The sequence below is a fragment of the Streptomyces caelestis genome, assembly GCF_014205255.1.
GTDB lineage: Bacteria > Actinomycetota > Actinomycetes > Streptomycetales > Streptomycetaceae > Streptomyces > Streptomyces caelestis.
On record NZ_JACHNE010000001.1, the window covers coordinates 1,257,820 to 1,273,355 of the forward strand.

17 protein-coding genes are annotated in these 15,536 nt (G+C 72.2%); 8 read left to right on the forward strand and 9 right to left on the reverse strand.

Going from position 1 to position 15,536, the window contains the following annotated elements; all coding sequences use genetic code 11:
• Positions 1-168 precede the first annotated feature (168 nt).
• Positions 169-2,649 carry a SpoIIE family protein phosphatase gene (locus tag HDA41_RS05565; RefSeq protein ID WP_184981246.1) on the forward strand — a complete coding sequence of 827 codons (2,481 nt, stop codon included), beginning with the start codon at positions 169-171 and terminating at the stop codon, positions 2,647-2,649.
• A 66-nt stretch (positions 2,650-2,715) separates the two neighbouring features.
• Entirely contained in the window at positions 2,716-3,957 is a 1,242-nt protein-coding gene (locus HDA41_RS05570; protein WP_184981248.1) for a PP2C family protein-serine/threonine phosphatase, read from the forward strand.
• A 1-nt stretch (position 3,958) separates the two neighbouring features.
• Here HDA41_RS05570 and HDA41_RS05575 read toward each other — a convergent pair whose 3' ends face one another.
• Positions 3,959-4,414, reverse strand: a complete 456-nt coding sequence (locus tag HDA41_RS05575; protein WP_184981250.1) for an RpiB/LacA/LacB family sugar-phosphate isomerase — start codon at positions 4,412-4,414, stop codon at positions 3,959-3,961.
• A gap of 319 nt (positions 4,415-4,733) precedes the next feature.
• Between HDA41_RS05575 and HDA41_RS05580 the strand changes: the two genes are divergently transcribed.
• Entirely contained in the window at positions 4,734-5,456 is a 723-nt protein-coding gene (locus tag HDA41_RS05580; RefSeq protein ID WP_184981252.1) for a lysophospholipid acyltransferase family protein, read from the forward strand.
• Between the two features lie 59 nt (positions 5,457-5,515).
• Positions 5,516-6,541 (forward strand): NAD-dependent epimerase/dehydratase family protein, encoded by a 1,026-nt coding sequence (locus HDA41_RS05585; protein WP_184981254.1) that lies wholly within the window; start codon positions 5,516-5,518, stop codon positions 6,539-6,541.
• 67 nt (positions 6,542-6,608) lie between these two features.
• Here HDA41_RS05585 and HDA41_RS05590 read toward each other — a convergent pair whose 3' ends face one another.
• The 7 genes from HDA41_RS05590 to HDA41_RS05620 form a co-directional block, all read right to left on the reverse strand.
• Positions 6,609-7,373, reverse strand: a complete 765-nt coding sequence (locus HDA41_RS05590) for an urease accessory protein UreD (protein WP_230299631.1) — start codon at positions 7,371-7,373, stop codon at positions 6,609-6,611.
• Positions 7,370-8,059: an urease accessory protein UreG gene (gene ureG / locus HDA41_RS05595; RefSeq protein ID WP_086599482.1), complete on the reverse strand. Its 690-nt coding sequence runs from the start codon at positions 8,057-8,059 to the stop codon at positions 7,370-7,372. The genes HDA41_RS05590 and ureG overlap by 4 nt, the downstream gene beginning before the upstream one ends.
• 79 nt (positions 8,060-8,138) lie before the next feature.
• Positions 8,139-8,813 (reverse strand): urease accessory protein UreF, encoded by a 675-nt coding sequence (locus HDA41_RS05600; RefSeq protein ID WP_184981258.1) that lies wholly within the window; start codon positions 8,811-8,813, stop codon positions 8,139-8,141.
• A gap of 10 nt (positions 8,814-8,823) precedes the next feature.
• Positions 8,824-10,545: an urease subunit alpha gene (locus HDA41_RS05605; RefSeq protein WP_184981259.1), complete on the reverse strand. Its 1,722-nt coding sequence runs from the start codon at positions 10,543-10,545 to the stop codon at positions 8,824-8,826.
• The gene (locus HDA41_RS05610) at positions 10,538-10,849 is read right to left on the reverse strand and encodes an urease subunit beta (protein ID WP_086852527.1); all 312 of its coding nucleotides are present in this window, start codon (positions 10,847-10,849) and stop codon (positions 10,538-10,540) included. Before HDA41_RS05610 ends, HDA41_RS05605 begins: the two co-directional genes overlap by 8 nt.
• 11 nt (positions 10,850-10,860) lie before the next feature.
• Positions 10,861-11,163: an urease subunit gamma gene (locus HDA41_RS05615; RefSeq protein ID WP_184981261.1), complete on the reverse strand. Its 303-nt coding sequence runs from the start codon at positions 11,161-11,163 to the stop codon at positions 10,861-10,863.
• A gap of 129 nt (positions 11,164-11,292) precedes the next feature.
• Positions 11,293-11,922 carry a TetR/AcrR family transcriptional regulator gene (locus tag HDA41_RS05620; protein ID WP_184981262.1) on the reverse strand — a complete coding sequence of 210 codons (630 nt, stop codon included), beginning with the start codon at positions 11,920-11,922 and terminating at the stop codon, positions 11,293-11,295.
• Between the two features lie 131 nt (positions 11,923-12,053).
• Between HDA41_RS05620 and HDA41_RS05625 the strand changes: the two genes are divergently transcribed.
• A complete protein-coding gene (locus tag HDA41_RS05625; RefSeq protein ID WP_184981264.1) occupies positions 12,054-13,049 on the forward strand; it encodes an ABC transporter permease in 996 nt (331 codons plus the stop codon).
• A 116-nt stretch (positions 13,050-13,165) separates the two neighbouring features.
• Here HDA41_RS05625 and HDA41_RS05630 read toward each other — a convergent pair whose 3' ends face one another.
• Positions 13,166-13,462: a type II toxin-antitoxin system Phd/YefM family antitoxin gene (locus HDA41_RS05630; RefSeq protein WP_184981266.1), complete on the reverse strand. Its 297-nt coding sequence runs from the start codon at positions 13,460-13,462 to the stop codon at positions 13,166-13,168.
• Between the two features lie 88 nt (positions 13,463-13,550).
• Between HDA41_RS05630 and HDA41_RS05635 the strand changes: the two genes are divergently transcribed.
• From HDA41_RS05635 to HDA41_RS05645, 3 genes are all read left to right on the forward strand, one after another.
• Positions 13,551-14,186 (forward strand): ATP-dependent Clp protease proteolytic subunit, encoded by a 636-nt coding sequence (locus HDA41_RS05635; RefSeq protein ID WP_184981268.1) that lies wholly within the window; start codon positions 13,551-13,553, stop codon positions 14,184-14,186.
• A gap of 7 nt (positions 14,187-14,193) precedes the next feature.
• Positions 14,194-14,502, forward strand: coding sequence for a hypothetical protein (locus HDA41_RS05640; RefSeq protein ID WP_184981270.1), 309 nt, complete (start codon positions 14,194-14,196; stop codon positions 14,500-14,502).
• A 552-nt stretch (positions 14,503-15,054) separates the two neighbouring features.
• Positions 15,055-15,528 carry a C40 family peptidase gene (locus tag HDA41_RS05645; RefSeq protein ID WP_184981271.1) on the forward strand — a complete coding sequence of 158 codons (474 nt, stop codon included), beginning with the start codon at positions 15,055-15,057 and terminating at the stop codon, positions 15,526-15,528.
• Positions 15,529-15,536: the final 8 nt, after the last annotated feature.

The following is a 15,536-nucleotide window of genomic DNA, read 5'->3' on the forward strand; positions in this document are numbered from 1 at the left end:
CCCCGGCAGCGGGGTGGCCGCCGCCGGGCCGAATGCGCCATGAGCCGTCTCGGCCGAGCTCGTCACAACCCGCCCCGACCAGCCCCGGACAAGCCGCCCCCACAAGCCGGAAGGGTGAAGATTGAGGCAAGAGGTGGTAGACCACTCTCAGCGACAGAGAGGTCGGCCGTGGGACACGAGGAGTACGGCGTTGGCCGGGAGCGGTTCGACGTGGCCGACGCCGCGCCGCTGTTGCTCGATCCGCAGGGTGTGGTGACGGGCTGGACCGGCGAGGCCCGGCGGCTGCTGGCGTATCCGGCTGCCGAGGCCATCGGCAGGAAGCTGGCGGATCTGCTGACGGCCGAGGACGCGCAGCGCGTACCGGACCTGGTCGAGCGGTGCCGCAGGGACGGCGGCTGGACGGGGCTGCTGACGGCCCGCCGCAGGGACGGGCAGCCGGTGAGGGTCACGGCCCGGATCACCTCGGCCGAGGAGGCGCACGGCGGCGAGCGCTGGCTGGTGCTGCTGTCGGAGCTGGCCGACGCGCCCGGCTGGGACATGAGCCGTACGGTGCTGGAGCGGATGGTGGCCGACGCCCCGGTCGGTATCGCGATCGTGGACACGGACCTGCGTTTCGTGTGGTCGAACGCCGCCCTGGAGCAGTTCGGCGGCGGACCGGCACAGCGCCGCCTCGGCCTGCGCTTCGCGGACGTCCAGCCGGGCCTGGACGCCCAGGCGGTCGAGGCGCAGATGCGGCACGTGCTGGAGACCGGCGAGGCCGTGGTCGGGTACGAGCACGTGGGCCAGGTGCTTTCGGCCCCGCTGCGCGAGACGGCACACATGCTGTCGTTCACCCGGCTGGACGACGACCAGGGCAACCCGATGGGCGTGTACTACACGGTCGTCGACATCACCGAACGGCACCGCGCCCGGCAGCGGCTGGCGCTGCTCGACCGGGCCGGCGAGAGCATCGGCCGCAGCCTGGACCTCATGCGCACCGCGCAGGAGCTGGCCGACGTGGCCGTACCGGGACTGGCGGACTTCGTCACCGTGGACCTGCTGGAGACGGTACTGCGAGGCGCCGAACTGCCCCCCGGGCCGCTCGCGGACACCGACGAGCCGGTGGCCCTGCGCCGCGCCGGATACCGGTGCGCGGAGGACGACCTCGTGGCGTCCGTCATCGACATCGGCGAGGTGGTGGCCTTCCGGGCCGGAACGCCCCCCGTCCTCTGCCTCACCACGGGGCGGTCCTGGCGCGAGGAACGGCTCGACCCGTCGGCCCGGGACTGGACCACCGACGCACCGAGCGGCCGGCAGGCCAGGTTCCGGGAGCTGGGCCTGCACAGCGTGATGACCGTGCCGATCCGGGCGCGCGGCACCACGCTCGGCATCACCACCTTCTTCCGGCGCCATCGCCGGGAGCCCTTCGACGAGGAGGACCTGCGTCTGGCCGAGGACCTCGTCTCGCGCGCGGCCGTCTGCGTCGACAACGCCCGGCGCTACACCCGCGAGCGCGACGCCGCGCTCGTCCTCCAGCGCAGCCTGCTCCCCCACCGGCTCCCCGAGCAGGACGCGGTCGAGGTGGCCGCGTGCTACCGGCCGGCCGACGAGCTGACCGGCCTGGGCGGCGACTGGTACGACCTCATCCCGCTGTCCGGGGCGCGCGTCGCGCTCGTCGTGGGCGAAGTGCCCGGGCACGGCATCGACGCCGCCGCGGCCATGGGGCAGTTGCGGACGGCCGTACGGACCCTGGCCGCTCAGGATCTGCCGCCCGAGGAGGTGCTGGCGCACCTCGACGACCTGGTGGCGCGGTCGGCCCGGGAAGAGGGCGCCGAACCGGGCACGGCGGGCTCCGCGGGCACGCAGTGCGTGGGCTCCGGGTGTGTGTACGTCGTCTACGACCCGGTCGACGGCGGGTGCGCGATGGCCGCCGCGGGGCATCCCGCACCGGCCGTGGTCCTGCCCGACGGCTCGGTCACGTTCGTCGAGCTGCCGCAGGGGCCGCCGCTCGGTGTGGGCGGTCCGCCCTTCGAGGCGGTCGAGCTGTCGCTCGCTGAGGGCAGCACGCTCGCCCTGCACACCGACGGGCTGCTGGCCCGGGGAGAGACCTGGGCCGTCGACGCCGGCCGGGAACGGCTGCGCCGGGCGCTGCAAGGGGCGGGCCCGCTGGAGTCGCACTGCCGGCATGTCGTCGACGCGCTGGCCCCGGCGCGCCCGTACGACGACGTGGCCCTGCTGATGGCCCGGACGAAACGCCTCGGCACCGAGCAGGTCGCGGCCTGGTACCTGGACCCGGACCCGGCCCTCGTCGCCGACGCCCGCCGCACAGCCACCCGGCAGCTGGCCCGCTGGGGGCTCGACGAGCTGGCGTTCACCACGGAACTGGTAGTGAGTGAGCTGGTCACCAACGCCATACGGCACGCCACCGGGCCCATCCGGCTCCGCCTGATCCGGGAGCGCGCCCTGGTCTGCGAGGTCTTCGACAGCGGTGCCACCGCACCCCATCTGCGCCATCCCCGTACGACGGACGAGGGCGGGCGCGGTCTGCTGCTGGTCTCCCAGCTGACCCAGCGGTGGGGCACGCGGTTCGTCGCCCAGGGAAAGATCATCTGGGCGGAGCAGTCCCTGACGGAGCTCGCCGAGGTGCCCGGGGCGGCGCACCTGGAGTGAGCCGGGGCCGGATTCGCCCACACCGTGGGAAACTGGTCTGATCCCGGCAGCGGTGAGGCGGCATCCATGACGGATTCGGCGATCGACTACACGGCGGTGTTCCGGGCCCTGCCCGGCATGGTGGCGCTGCTGACGCCCGAACTGGTGTACGCGGACGTCAACGAGGAGTTCGTCCGGGTGTCCGGCCGCTCCCGTGATCAGCTCGTCGGGCGCTACCTGTTCGACGTCTTCCCCGACAACCCCAACGACCCCGCCTCGACGGGCATGCGCAACCTGGAGGCCTCGCTGTACCGGGTCCTGGCCACCGGGGAGCGCGACGCCATGGCCCTCCAGCGCTACGACGTCGAGGATCCCGAGCGGCCCGGGGAATGGCAGGAGCGCTACTGGAGTCCGGTGAACGCGCCACTGCTGGGCCCCGACGGCAAGGTGGTGCTGATCCTGCACCGCGTCGAGGAGGTCACGGAGCTGATCCGGGCCCGGGGCCGCCCGGGGGGAGGCCGGGGCGGCCGGTCCCGGGTCCTGGAGGCCGAGCTGTACACCCGCGCCCGCGAGCTCCAGGAGCTCAACGAGCGGCTGCGTCAGGCGCACTCCCGGGAGCGGGAGGTGGCGCTGGCGTTGCAGGAGGCCATGCTGCCCGCCCGCCGGCAGGTCAGCCCCCACCATCGGGCCGCCGTCCGCTACCGGCCCGCCGTGGGCGCGCTCAACGTGTGCGGGGACTGGTACGACCTGGTCGACCTGGTGGGCGGCCACCGGGTCGGCGTGTCCGTGGGCGACGTGGTCGGGCACGGCCTGGAGGCCGCCGGGGTCATGGGGCAGCTGCGCAGCGCGCTGAGCGCGGCCTCCCGGGTCGCCGACGGGCCGGCCCAGGCGCTGGACGTGCTGGGGCGCTACGCGCACGTGGTGGACGGTGCCGAGTCGGCGACCGCGGTGACGACCTTCATCGACTTCGACCGGCACACCATCACCTACAGCAGCGCCGGCCATCCTCCGCCCGTGCTGATCCACCCGGACGGCCGCACGGAGTTCCTCGACCGGGCCACCGACACGCCCCTGGACGCCCGGCCGGACCCGATTCGCAGACCCCAGGCCGGCACGACGTTCACCCCGGGCGCCACCCTCGTGCTCTACACCGACGGTTTGATCGAACGGCGCCACGAGGACATCGACACCGGCCTGGCCCGTCTCGCCGACGCGCTGTACCGGAACCGGCACCAGGATCCCGAGACCCTCGCCGACACGGTCCTGCTGGAACTGCTGCCGCCCGGCGGCGCCACCGACGACACGGCGCTGATCGTCGTGCGACTGTGAGCTACCGGCGGGTGTTGCCGTGGTCGAACAGCCTGACGCGGTCCACGTTCTGCCGGTCCTCGGCGTCCGTGCTGGGCGCACCGGCGAACCACGCGTCGAGAATCTCCTTCAGCAGCGGCTCGGACGTGAGCCGCAGGCTGAGCGCGAGGACGTTGGCGTCGTTCCAGCGGCGTGCCCCGTCGGCCGTGTAGGCGTCCGTGCACAGGGCGGCCCGGACGCCCGGCACCTTGTTCGCGGCGATCGAGGCCCCCGTGCCGGTCCAGCAGCACACCACGGCCTGGTCGGCCGTCCCGTCGGCGACCTCGCGGGCCGCGGCCTGCGAGCACACCGCCCACTGAGGGTCGTCCCCGGGACGCAGCGCGCCGTGCGGGCGCACCTCGTGCCCTCGGTCGCGCAGCGCGGCCACGAGGGAGCGGGCGACAGGCTCGTCCATGTCCGAGGAAACAGAGATCCGCATACGTCGCAGACTACTCGGCAGGGCCGCAAGAGCCAGCCGCTGGCCAGGCACCCCACGCATCCCGCCACGCCACCCGTTCGGCTTGCCGGTCACCCGCGTGGAGCAGCACGCTGGTCCCGCGGTCCTCCCCAGCCGCATGAGCACCACCGGAGACACCTCTCTGACTGACCATCAGTCAATCGGCAAAGGATCGGCGCGGTCCGGTCGCACGAGGTGCCCGGTGGCCATGCCTGCACCTACACTGGCACCCCACGACATGCCGGTTGACCTGCTGGAACGCGGCGGTTGAGCCCACCGCAAGAGTCGAGGAGCGCCCGCTTTGTTCTACTACCTGCTGAAATACGTGCTGCTCGGACCGCTGCTGAGGCTGGTCTTCCGGCCTCGAATAGAGGGCCTGGAGCACGTTCCGGCGGAGGGCGCCGCCATCATCGCCGGGAATCACCTGTCGTTCTCGGACCACTTCCTGATGCCCGCGGTCCTCAAGCGGCGCATCACCTTCCTCGCGAAGGCCGAGTACTTCACAGGCCCCGGCATCAAGGGCCGCCTGACGGCATCGTTCTTCCGCAGCGCCGGGCAGATCCCCGTCGACCGCTCCGGCAAGGACGCCGGGCAGGCCGCCATCCGCGAGGGCCTCGGTGTGCTGAGCAAGGACGAGTTGCTCGGCATCTACCCGGAGGGCACGCGCTCGCACGACGGCCGGCTCTACAAGGGCAAGGTGGGCGTCGCGGTCATGGCTCTCAGGGCCGGCGTCCCGGTCGTCCCCTGCGCGATGATCGGCACCTTCGAGGCCCAGCCGCCCGGCAAGGTCATCCCGAACCTCCATCCCGTCGTGATCCGCTTCGGCGAGCCCCTCGACTTCTCGCGCTACGCCGGCATGGAGAACGAGAAGGCCATCCTGCGCGCCGTCACCGACGAGATCATGTACGCGATCCTCTCCCTGTCCGGGCAGGAGTACGTCGACCAGTACGCGGCCGTCGTGAAGGCCGAGGAGGCCGCCGCCGCCGCGAAGGAGCGGAAGTTCCCGCGTCTGCCGCTCACGTGAGACGTCTGCCGTCGGCAGAAGCCGTCTCCCCGGCCGCCTCGGCCCTCTACGGTCGCGGTATGAGACGTGCTGTGGTGATCGGGGCCGGCGGGCAGACAGGACGGCCCGCGGTGGAGGCGCTGGCGCGGGACGGCTGGGAGGTGACGGCCGCCTCGCGCGGCGGGGCCCGGGACGAGAGCTGGCCCGGCGGGGTACGGGCACTGCGGCTGGACCGCGAGGACGACGCGGCCCTCGGCGCGCTGATCGGCGAGGGCTGCGACCTCGTGGTCGACATCGTCGCCTACGGGGCCGGTCACGCGCGGCAGTTGACCGCGCTGGCCGACCGCATCGGCTCGGCCGTGGTCGTGTCGACGGTGTCGGTGTACCAGGACGGCACGGGCCGCGGCTTCGACACGATGAGCGAGCCGGGCGGTTTCCCGCGGTACCCCGTGCCCGTGCGGGAGGACCAGCCGACGGTCCCGCCGGGGGACGCCACGTACAGCACCGGCAAGGCCGCCCTGGAGAGGGAACTCCTCGCGGCGGGCGACCGGTTGCCCACGACCCTGCTGCGCGCGGGCGCGATCCACGGCCCCCACAGTCCGCTTCCCCGCGAGCTGTACTTCGTGAAACGGAACCTCGACGGCCGGCGCAGGAGGGTGCTCGCCCACCGGGGTGAGAGCCGCTTCCACACGTCGGCCGCCCGCAACATCGCCGAACTGATCCGGCTGGCGGCCGCCCGGCCCGGCTCGCGGGTGCTCAACGCCTGTGATCCGCATCCGCCGACGGTGGCCGAGATCGGGTCGGCGGTGGACGCGGTGATGGGAGTGGAGACGGAGACCGTCCTGGTGGACGGGGCGGCACCCTCACCGTCCGTGGGCAGCTCGCCCTGGTCGGTGGAGCTGCCGGTGGTCTTCGACATGACCGCGGCGGAACGGGAGGTGGGCTACCGGCCGGTCGTGTCCTACCCCGACAGCCTGCCGGAGACGGTCGACTGGCTCACCCGCCGGCTGTCCGGGCAGGACTGGCAGGAAGCGTTCCCGACTCTGGCACGGGTCTACCCGGACCTGTTCGACTACGCGGCGGAGGACGCCTGGCTCGGCGCGTGAGCCCTTAGGGCGTGTCCGAAAGTCCCGCCTGCCCTCCGGGCGGGCGACGGGACTTTACGGACACCCCCTAGATCCGCACGAGGGACGCCAGTGCCTCGTCGAGCAGCCGTCGCAGCCGCAGCGCATCGGGTGCCACGGCGGTCACCAGGGCGGCGGGACCGGCGAGCGGGGCGAGCGAGGCCCCTTCTCCGAGCACCCGGGCCGGCACCGGCTCGGCGGCGAACTCCGGCCGTACGACGATCAGTTGCCCGACCGCCCGATGACCCGCGAGCACCGCGGGGCCGTCCCAGCCGCCCGGCGCGCCGGGCCCGCAGGCCAGTTCCTGGTCGAGCACGACCTGCCCGGCGACCCGCACGGTCAGCCGGCTCGTCAGCCGTCCGGGTTCCTCACCGGCCCGCCCGAGCACCTGCTCCTCGCGCAACACGAGCCGGGCCGTGGCGGCGAGCTCGACGCGCGTCGTGACGTACAGGTCGCTGCCCTGGGCGGAGATCAACTGCTCGGGCAGCCAGTGCAGTTCGGCCCTGTCGGCGACGTCGAGCCGGACGTCGTAACGGGCCTCTCCCTTGGTCTGCCCCGGCAGGGCGATGGTGGCGGCGGCCGACCCGACGGACAACAGCGCTCCCTCCTCCACCCTGGCTTGCACGGTGAAGTGGTCGCCGCCGAGCGGCCCGCTCATCGCTCCGACCAGCACGACCCGCGCCTCGGCACCGCTCCCCCGAGTGCGCCGCAGCGCCAGGGGCCCGTCGCTCTCCAGCACGGGCAGGGCCGTCCCGCCCCGGCCGTCGTCCCGGGCGGCGATCCTCGCGACGGACCGCACGCCGGCGCTGTTCACGTTCGCGCCGCCCACGCGGCGAGCTGCGCACGCACCCAGGCGGCGACATCCGTCACCCCGGGCTCGCTCCGCAACGACTGGAAGACCACCGGCAGTTCGGCCCGCTGCGCCTTGGCGTCGGCCGCCATCCGGGCGAGGTCGGAGCCCACGTACGGCGCGAGGTCCGTCTTGTTGACGACGAGCAGGTCGGCGGTGGTCACGCCCGGACCGCCCTTGCGCGGAATGTCGTCGCCCCCCGCCACGTCGATCACGAAGATCTGCGCGTCGACGAGCCCCTTGGAGAAGGTCGCGGTGAGGTTGTCCCCACCGGATTCCACGAGGACCAGGTCCAGCGGCCCGACAGCGTCCTCCAGGTCCTCCACCGCTTCCAGGTTGGCGGAGATGTCGTCCCGGATGGCGGTGTGCGGGCAGGCTCCCGTCTCCACCGCGGTGATCCGCTCGGGCGGCAGCACGGCCTCCCGGAGCAGGAACTCGGCGTCCTCGCGGGTGTAGATGTCGTTGGTGACGACCGCGAGGGACAACTCGTCCCGCAACGCGCGGCACAGCGCGGCGACGGTGGCGGTCTTCCCGGACCCGACGGGCCCGCCGAGTCCGATGCGCAGGGCACGGCGGCTGCCGTCAGGCCTCAGGGCGTCGGCGCTCACGGCGCCGGGACCGTCGTGGGTGTGGTCGTGGTCGAGGTGCATGGGGCGGCTCCTACGTTCTTGTCCGACTGATGCGAGTGGTGGGGGAGGGTTGATCAACTTCATCCACCTGGTCAACTGCCTAGGAGGCGAACAGCCGCACGGGCCAGGCCGCGTGCGCCTCCGCCCCGATCTCCAGCAACGGCGCCGACCCCGCGGGCAACGCGTCGACCCCCTCGTCGACCACCCTGCGCGCCGCCTCGACCGCCCGGTCCACGACGTGGTCCACCTCGGGCGCGAGCCGGGCCAGCACCCCCGTGGCGTCGAAGGGATCCAGACTCAGCAGCCGCACCGTCGCCGTGGCCGGTCCGCTCACGCTCTCGTACGCCGCGCAGTAGGCCGCGTCGACCGGCCCCAGCCCGGCCGCGCGCGCCGCCAGCCCGAGCACCACCGGCTGATGGGCCCCCTTGGGGAACTCCCGGGCCAGCGCGTCCAGTTCGGCGGACGGCCAGGTCGTCCGGGCGGCCCGCATCAGCTGCCGCCCCAGCTTGCGCCCGGCGACGCGCAGCGCGGGCGAGGGCGTCCGGGCGTCCGCGGCACGGTCCAGCGTGACGGGGTCGATCCCCAGCGCGGCAGCCGCCGAGAGGGCCGCCGCCACCGAGCCGGCCGTGTGCAGCCGCCCCCGGCAGAAGTCCGCCAGGCTCGCCGCTCCCCTGATCCGCCCGGCCTTGACCGCCGCCTCCGCCCCGCCGGAGTGGGCGTGGCCGCCGGCGGGAAAGCGGCCGTCGGCCAGGACGAGAAGTGCCGCACGTGACATCAGGACGCCCTCAGAACAGGAAGTAGCGCTGGGCCATGGGAAGTTCGGCCGCCGGTGCCGCCTCGACCAGCTCCCCGTCGATGTGCACGGCGAAGCTGTCGGGATCGACCCGGACCTCGGGCCGGGCGTCGTTCTCCCGCATGTCGGCCTTGGTGACCCCGCGTGTCGACTCGATCGCCATGAACCGCTTCCCGAGGCCCAGCCGCTCCGGCAGCCCGTCCTCGACGGCCAGGGGCGCGACGAAGTTCACGGAGTTGGCGGCCGGTGCCCGCCCGATCGCCCCGAACATCGGGCGCGGCAGGACCGGCTGCGGCGTGGGGATCGAGGCGTTCGCGTCGCCCATCTGCGCGTAGGCGATCTGCCCGCCCTTGATGACGAGCTGCGGCTTGACGCCGAAGAACGCCGGCTCCCACAGCACCAGGTCGGCCAGCTTGCCGCTCTCCACGGAGCCGACCTCGCGGGCGAGGCCCTGGGCGAGCGCCGGGTTGATCGTGTACTTGGCGACGTAGCGCCGTACGCGGTGGTTGTCCGCGCGTCCGTCGCCCGGCAGCGCGCCCCGGCGCCGCTTCATCACATGGGCGGTCTGCCACGTCCGCATGATGACCTCGCCCACCCGCCCCATGGCCTGCGAGTCGGAGGAGATGATCGAGATGGCGCCCAGGTCGTGCAGGATGTCCTCCGCCCCGATCGTCGACGGCCGGATCCGGGACTCGGCGAAGGCCAGGTCCTCCGGCACCGCCGGGTTGAGGTGGTGGCACACCATCAGCATGTCGAGGTGTTCCTCGGCGGTGTTGACGGTGAACGGCCGGGTCGGGTTCGTCGAGCTCGGCAGCACGTGCGGCTCGGAGACCACGGTCATGATGTCCGGCGCGTGGCCGCCGCCCGCGCCCTCGGTGTGGTACGCGTGGATGCCGCGCCCGGCGATCGCGGCGAGTGTGTCGCCGACGAACCCGGCCTCGTTGAGGGTGTCCGTGTGGATGGCGACCTGGATGCCGGTCTGCTCGGCGACCGTGAGGGACGCGTCGATGACGGCCGGGGTCGAGCCCCAGTCCTCGTGCAGCTTCAGGCCGAGCGCGCCGCCCCGGATCTGCGACAGCATCGCCTCGTGGGAGACGGTGTTGCCCTTGCCGAGGAAGCCGATGTTGAGCGGGTACTGCTCCATCGCCTCCAGCATCCGCGCCAGGTGCCAGGGGCCGGGCGTCACGGTCGTCGCCTTGGAGCCCTCCGCCGGGCCGGTGCCGCCCCCGACGACCGTGGTGATACCCGCCGACAGCGCCTCGTCGGCGATCTGCGGGCAGATGAAGTGGACGTGCGCGTCGATCGCGCCCGCCGTCAGGATCCGCCCGTTGCCGGCGATGATCTCGGTCTCCGGGCCGATGACCAGGTCCGGGTGGACGCCGTCCATGGTGTCGGGGTTGCCGGCCTTGCCGATCCCGGTGATCCGCCCGTCGCGGATGCCGATGTCGGCCTTGACGATGCCCCAGTGGTCGATGACCACCGCGCCGGTGATGACGGTGTCCGGCGTGCCCTCCGCGCGGGTGGCACGCGCCTGGCCCATGGACTCGCGGATGACCTTGCCACCGCCGAACACGGCCTCGTCCCCGGCGAGCCCGGGCCCGCCGGAACGATCCTCCTCGATCTCGACCAGCAGATCGGTGTCGGCGAGCCGGATCCGGTCGCCGGTCGTCGGGCCGAACAGGTCGGCGTACGCGGCACGCGAGATCTCAGGCATCGAGGGCACCTCCGGTCTCCCCGCGCAGACCGGGCACGACACGGGCGCCGGTCAGCGGTACGAGTTCGACGTCGACGGGGATCCCGGGTTCGAAGCGCACGGCCGTGCCGGCGGCGACGTTCAGCCGCTTGCCGCGCGCGGCGGCGCGGTCGAACTCCAGACCGGGGTTGGCCTCGGCGAAGTGGTAGTGGGAGCCGACCTGGACGGGCCGGTCGGCGGCGTTGAGGACGGTGAGCCGGGTGACCTCGCGGCCCTCGTTGTACGCAATCGGGTCGTCGGCGAAGAGGATCTCTCCGGGAATCATCGAGACCTCTCTCAGACGATGGGCTCGTGGACGGTGACGAGCTTGGTGCCGTCCGGGAAGGTGGCCTCGACCTGGACGTCGTGGATCATCTCCGGGACGCCCTCCATGACGTCGTCCCGGGTGAGCAGTCGACGCCCGGACGACATGAGTTCGGCGACGGTACGGCCGTCACGGGCACCTTCGAGGATGTGCGACGTGATGAGGGCGACCGCCTCGGGGTGGTTGAGCCTGAGCCCACGGGCCCGGCGCTTCTCGGCCACGTCGGCCGCCACGTGGATCAGCAGTCTCTCTTGCTCGTGCGGGGTCAGTTGCATGTCCCACCTCACAGTCCTCGCTCCGGACCGTGCGGGGCCCGGTTGCCGCAGCCCCGGGGAAAAGCCCTGGTGGCGTGGCGGCAGGCTAGTTGGACCGGGTTTCAGGCACGTTAACCGAGCTGTGACCCTTCAGGCCGCCGACCGGGGGTGCCGCATGCTCATCATCGCCCGCAGTCCGTCCCTCATGGTCTCCGGGGGCATCTCCCCGAACACCGCCATCTGGGCCGCGAAGCCCTGCGCGATGGCGATCATCACGCGCGCCATGGCGTCGGGGTCGGCGTCCGCCGCGATGAGGTCCGCGGCCTTGTAGCCCTCCACGACCTTCGCCCATGCGGCGCGAACCCTGGCGTAGCCGGTGTGGACCATGGCGGCCAGGTCCTCGTTGCGCAGGGTCTCCGTCCAGACCTGGAGCATGAGGCGGGGGAAGATCCACTCGCCGTTGTGCACCACTCCGGGCCTGACCTTCTTCAGGGTCGCGAGGAGCCTGGGGAGCATCTCGTCGGGCAGCGGCGGCGGACTCTGTTCGGCCGCGCTCTCGAAGACGCCGCCCACGACGTCGAGCACCTCGCCGACGATCGCCCCGATCAGTTCCTCCTTGCCGCTGAAGTAGCGGTAGACGGCACCGGCGGAGAGGCCGACCTCCTTCAGTACGTCCTGCATGGACGTGGCATGGAAGCCGTTGCGGGCGAAGCAGAGCGCGGCGCCGTCGAGGATCTGCCGACGGCGGGCATCGAGGTGTTCCTGGGACACGCGGGCCATGGTCCACAACGTAAAACGAATATTCATTCTTGACAAGAGAAGACCGGGCGGCGCACGGTGGTGACAGAGCAAAACGAACGATCCTTCTTTTTACCGCCCGGCGCCTCCGTCTGCCGTCCGCAGGAGACCTCATGTCCGCCACCCCGACCCGCCGCCTGATCGCGATCCTCGTCCTCGCGCCCGTCCTCGCGACCCTGGCCCTGTGGGCCTTCGCCTGGCCGGCCGCCCGCACCGCACCGCACGATCTGCCGCTGGGCGTGGCGGGGCCGCCCGCCGCGACAGCACAGCTGGAGAAACAACTGGAGCGGCGCGAGGGCGCCTTCGAGATCCACCACTACGCCGGCGAGGCCGCAGCCCGGGACGCCGTGGAGGACCGGACCGTGTACGGCGCGGTCGTGGTCACCCCCCAGGGCCCCGAACTGCTCACGGCGTCCGCCGCGGGACCCGCCGTCGCCCCGTTCCTCCAGCAGACGGTGACACGGCAGGCCGCCGCCGAGGGCACCCAGGTCAGGACGGTCGACGTCGTGGCCACTCCGGCGAGCGATCCGCGCGGTGCCGCGTTCAGCGCCGCCGTGCTGCCCCTCGCCCTGGCCGGCATCGCGGCGGGCGTGGTGGTCACCGTGCTGGGGCTGCGCGGTGTCCGGGCCGTGACCGCGCTCCTCGGCGCGTCCGCCCTGGTGGGCGTCGCCGCGGCCGGGATCGCGCACAGCTGGCTCGGAGTACTGACAGGCGACTGGTGGACGGAGGCCGCCGTGCTCGGTCTGTCGACGCTGGCCGTCAGTGGCGCCGTCGCCGGGCTCGCCGCTCTGGTCGGCACCGCCGGCATGGGGATCGCCGGAGGCGTGGTCATGCTCCTCGGCAACCCCTTCTCCGGCGCCACCTCGGCACCGCGGATGCTGCCGGAGCCGGCCGGTGCGATCGGCCAGTGGCTGCCGCCGGGCGCGGGTACGACGCTGCTGCGCTCGGTGTCGTACTTCGACGGCGCGGCGGCAACCGGCCCCGCCCTGACCCTGGCCTGGTGGGCGGCGCTGGGTCTGGGCGCCGTCCTGCTCGGCAGCGCGCTCCGGGCACGGAAGGCGGGCAGCGAGCCGGCGGCCGAGGGACGGGACCTCGCGACCGTGGGCTGAGCCGCCGCCCGCACGGAAAGGGCGGGCCGCACAGAAAAAGCGACCGCACAGAAAACGACCGTGCACCCCGGCCGGAGCGAACGGGGTGCACGGTTTCCGTCTGCCCGGGCTCCGGGCTACGTCGGGTCGGCCCTCCGGTGCTCCGCCGCGATCCCGAACCGCTGCCGTTCGCGAGGAGCGGACGCGACCTCCCGGACCGTGGAGACCGCGCTGATCACCTGCTCCTCCGCGGGCTCCGCGAGTTCCACGAGCTCCGCGGCCTCTTCGAGTCGCCGCAGGTCATCGGCTGAGACGAGGGCGACGAGGGGCTTGCCGTGCCGGGTGACGACGACCCGTTCACCGCCGTACACCACGCGGTTGATCAGGTCGGCGAGCTCAGCCCTGGCTTGCGTCACCGGAATCTCGTAGGCCATACGGCCATCATAACGGCATGTACGTCCTGTACATTTTTTACAGACAGCTGGCGCCGGAGACAGCTCTGCCCGCGAGGAGGGGTTCACCATGACCCGACCGTCCGCCCGTTACGTGCTGCCCGAGTTCACCGAACGCACGGGGTCCGGGCAACGGACGATGGATCCGTACTCGAAGCTGCTGGAGGGGCGGATCGTCTTCCTCGGGGCGCCGGTGGACGAGACCTCGGCGAACGACGTGATGGCCCAGTTCATGTACCTCGAACACCAGGCCCCCGACCGCGACATCTCGCTCTACATCAACTCCCCCGGTGGCACCTTCCACGCCTTGTCGGCCGTCTACGACACGATGCGGTACGTCTCCTGCGACGTGGAGACGATCTGCCTGGGCCAGGCCGGCGCCGCCGCCACCGTGCTGCTGGCGGCGGGCACGCCCGGCAAGCGATCCGTGCTGCCGGACGCCCGTCTGGTGATCCATCAGCCCGCGCTGCCCGAGCCGGTCCGCGGGCAGGCGAGCGATCTGGCGATCCAGTCGGAGGAGTTGACACGCATCCGTACCCGGATGGAGGAGATGCTCGCGCGGCACACGGGCCGCACCCGGGAGCAGGTGAGCGCGGACATCGAACGCGAGAAAGTCCTCACCGCGCAGCAGGCGGTGGACTACGGCCTGGTGGACCGGATCGTCCCCCACCGCAAGGTCACCCTGGCCCCGCCGACCGGAGAGTGAGCCGCCGGTGCTCCCGCCCGAACTGCCGCCGCTGCCCGCGCTGACCCGCGCCGAGGCGGAGTTGATCGACCGTTACCTCGACGTCGTCGACCTGCTCGGCCGGATCAACCCGGCGCTGCCCGGCGACACCTACCGCGGACTGCGCGCCGCCCAGGCCCTGGTCGGCAAGGCGACCGCGCTGCGTGACGCACTGACACTGATGCACCAGCGAGGCGAGACGGAACTGCATGCCGGCACCCTCGCCCGGGCGCTGCGGGTGCTGGACGGCGAGCGCCGCACGGCCCGCCTCACCCTGCCCCCGGAGTCCGTCAGTTGACGCGGATCCGCCGGCCCGGACGCCCGCCCTGTCGCCGGAGCGTCCGGGCCTGAGTCGAAACGGACCAAACGACGTACCCCTGTTCGGAGTAGACGGGAGCCCTTTTTTTGGGCCCTCGCAGTTGCGCAACGCGCGTAGCCGCAGAGCGGAACAGGACATTCCATCGCTGGTCCGGCGGCCTATGGACCCGTAGACGGTGGCTCGAACACAGACGTGTCCACCCGAACGGGTGAGTGGTGAGTAACAACACAAATCCCCGGTTGCGTTGGGATTTCCGGACAAGCATGAGCCAAGATCCGTGTCTGACGACAAGCCCCCGCCACAACGGCGGGGCGATCCGGGCGGACGCCGAGTCCTGCCGCCGCCTGGATGACCGGTCGACAGGAGTGGATCGGCAGGAGTGGAGGACCCAAGCACGACGGGTCGCCGGGACGGTCACGCCATGACCGGGCCCGAGCAGCCCTTGGGGTGAAGCCGCGTCAGCGGCCGGGCAACTTCGCCAGCCCGAATCCGACAGGTCATCCTTCACAGGCGGCTGACGAAGGGTTGCGCATGACTGCGCTCAATCGTGTCCCGTCACTCATGGTCCGGGCCGGTACGGCCTCGGCCCTCACCATCGCCGCGGTGGGCGGCTCGATCGTGACGCCCGGCTTCTCCTCGGAGGCCTCGGCAGCCACCCATGGGACGAAGGCACTCCAGATCGCGGCCTCGAAGAAGGGTTCGCCCTACAAGTACGGGGCCACCGGTCCGCACAGGTTCGACTGCTCCGGGCTGACGCTCTACTCGTTCAAGAAGGCGGGCAAGAAGCTCCCCCGCACGGCCGCCCAGCAGTACAACAAGACGCGCCACATCTCCGCCAAGAACCGCAAGGCGGGAGACCTGGTGTTCTTCCACTCGGGCAGCAACGTGTACCACGTGGGTATCTACGCGGGTAAGAACAAGCTCTGGCACTCCCCCAAGAGCGGGGACGTGGTGCGGCTGCAGAAGATCTGGACCAAGAGCGTCTGGTACGGGCGCGTGAAGTGATCCGCCCG

Coding starts and splice junctions, on each gene's coding strand:
- HDA41_RS05570 (WP_184981248.1), top strand. CDS start 2,716: ATGACGGATTCGGCGATCGACTACACGGCGGTGTTCCGGGCCCTGCCC.
- HDA41_RS05575 (WP_184981250.1), bottom strand. CDS start 4,414: ATGCGGATCTCTGTTTCCTCGGACATGGACGAGCCTGTCGCCCGCTCC.
- HDA41_RS05585 (WP_184981254.1), top strand. CDS start 5,516: ATGAGACGTGCTGTGGTGATCGGGGCCGGCGGGCAGACAGGACGGCCC.
- ureG (WP_086599482.1), bottom strand. CDS start 8,059: ATGCACCTCGACCACGACCACACCCACGACGGTCCCGGCGCCGTGAGC.
- HDA41_RS05600 (WP_184981258.1), bottom strand. CDS start 8,813: ATGTCACGTGCGGCACTTCTCGTCCTGGCCGACGGCCGCTTTCCCGCC.
- HDA41_RS05605 (WP_184981259.1), bottom strand. CDS start 10,545: ATGCCTGAGATCTCGCGTGCCGCGTACGCCGACCTGTTCGGCCCGACG.
- HDA41_RS05610 (WP_086852527.1), bottom strand. CDS start 10,849: ATGATTCCCGGAGAGATCCTCTTCGCCGACGACCCGATTGCGTACAAC.
- HDA41_RS05615 (WP_184981261.1), bottom strand. CDS start 11,163: ATGCAACTGACCCCGCACGAGCAAGAGAGACTGCTGATCCACGTGGCG.
- HDA41_RS05620 (WP_184981262.1), bottom strand. CDS start 11,922: ATGGCCCGCGTGTCCCAGGAACACCTCGATGCCCGCCGTCGGCAGATC.
- HDA41_RS05625 (WP_184981264.1), top strand. CDS start 12,054: ATGTCCGCCACCCCGACCCGCCGCCTGATCGCGATCCTCGTCCTCGCG.
- HDA41_RS05630 (WP_184981266.1), bottom strand. CDS start 13,462: ATGGCCTACGAGATTCCGGTGACGCAAGCCAGGGCTGAGCTCGCCGAC.
- HDA41_RS05635 (WP_184981268.1), top strand. CDS start 13,551: ATGACCCGACCGTCCGCCCGTTACGTGCTGCCCGAGTTCACCGAACGC.
- HDA41_RS05645 (WP_184981271.1), top strand. CDS start 15,055: ATGACTGCGCTCAATCGTGTCCCGTCACTCATGGTCCGGGCCGGTACG.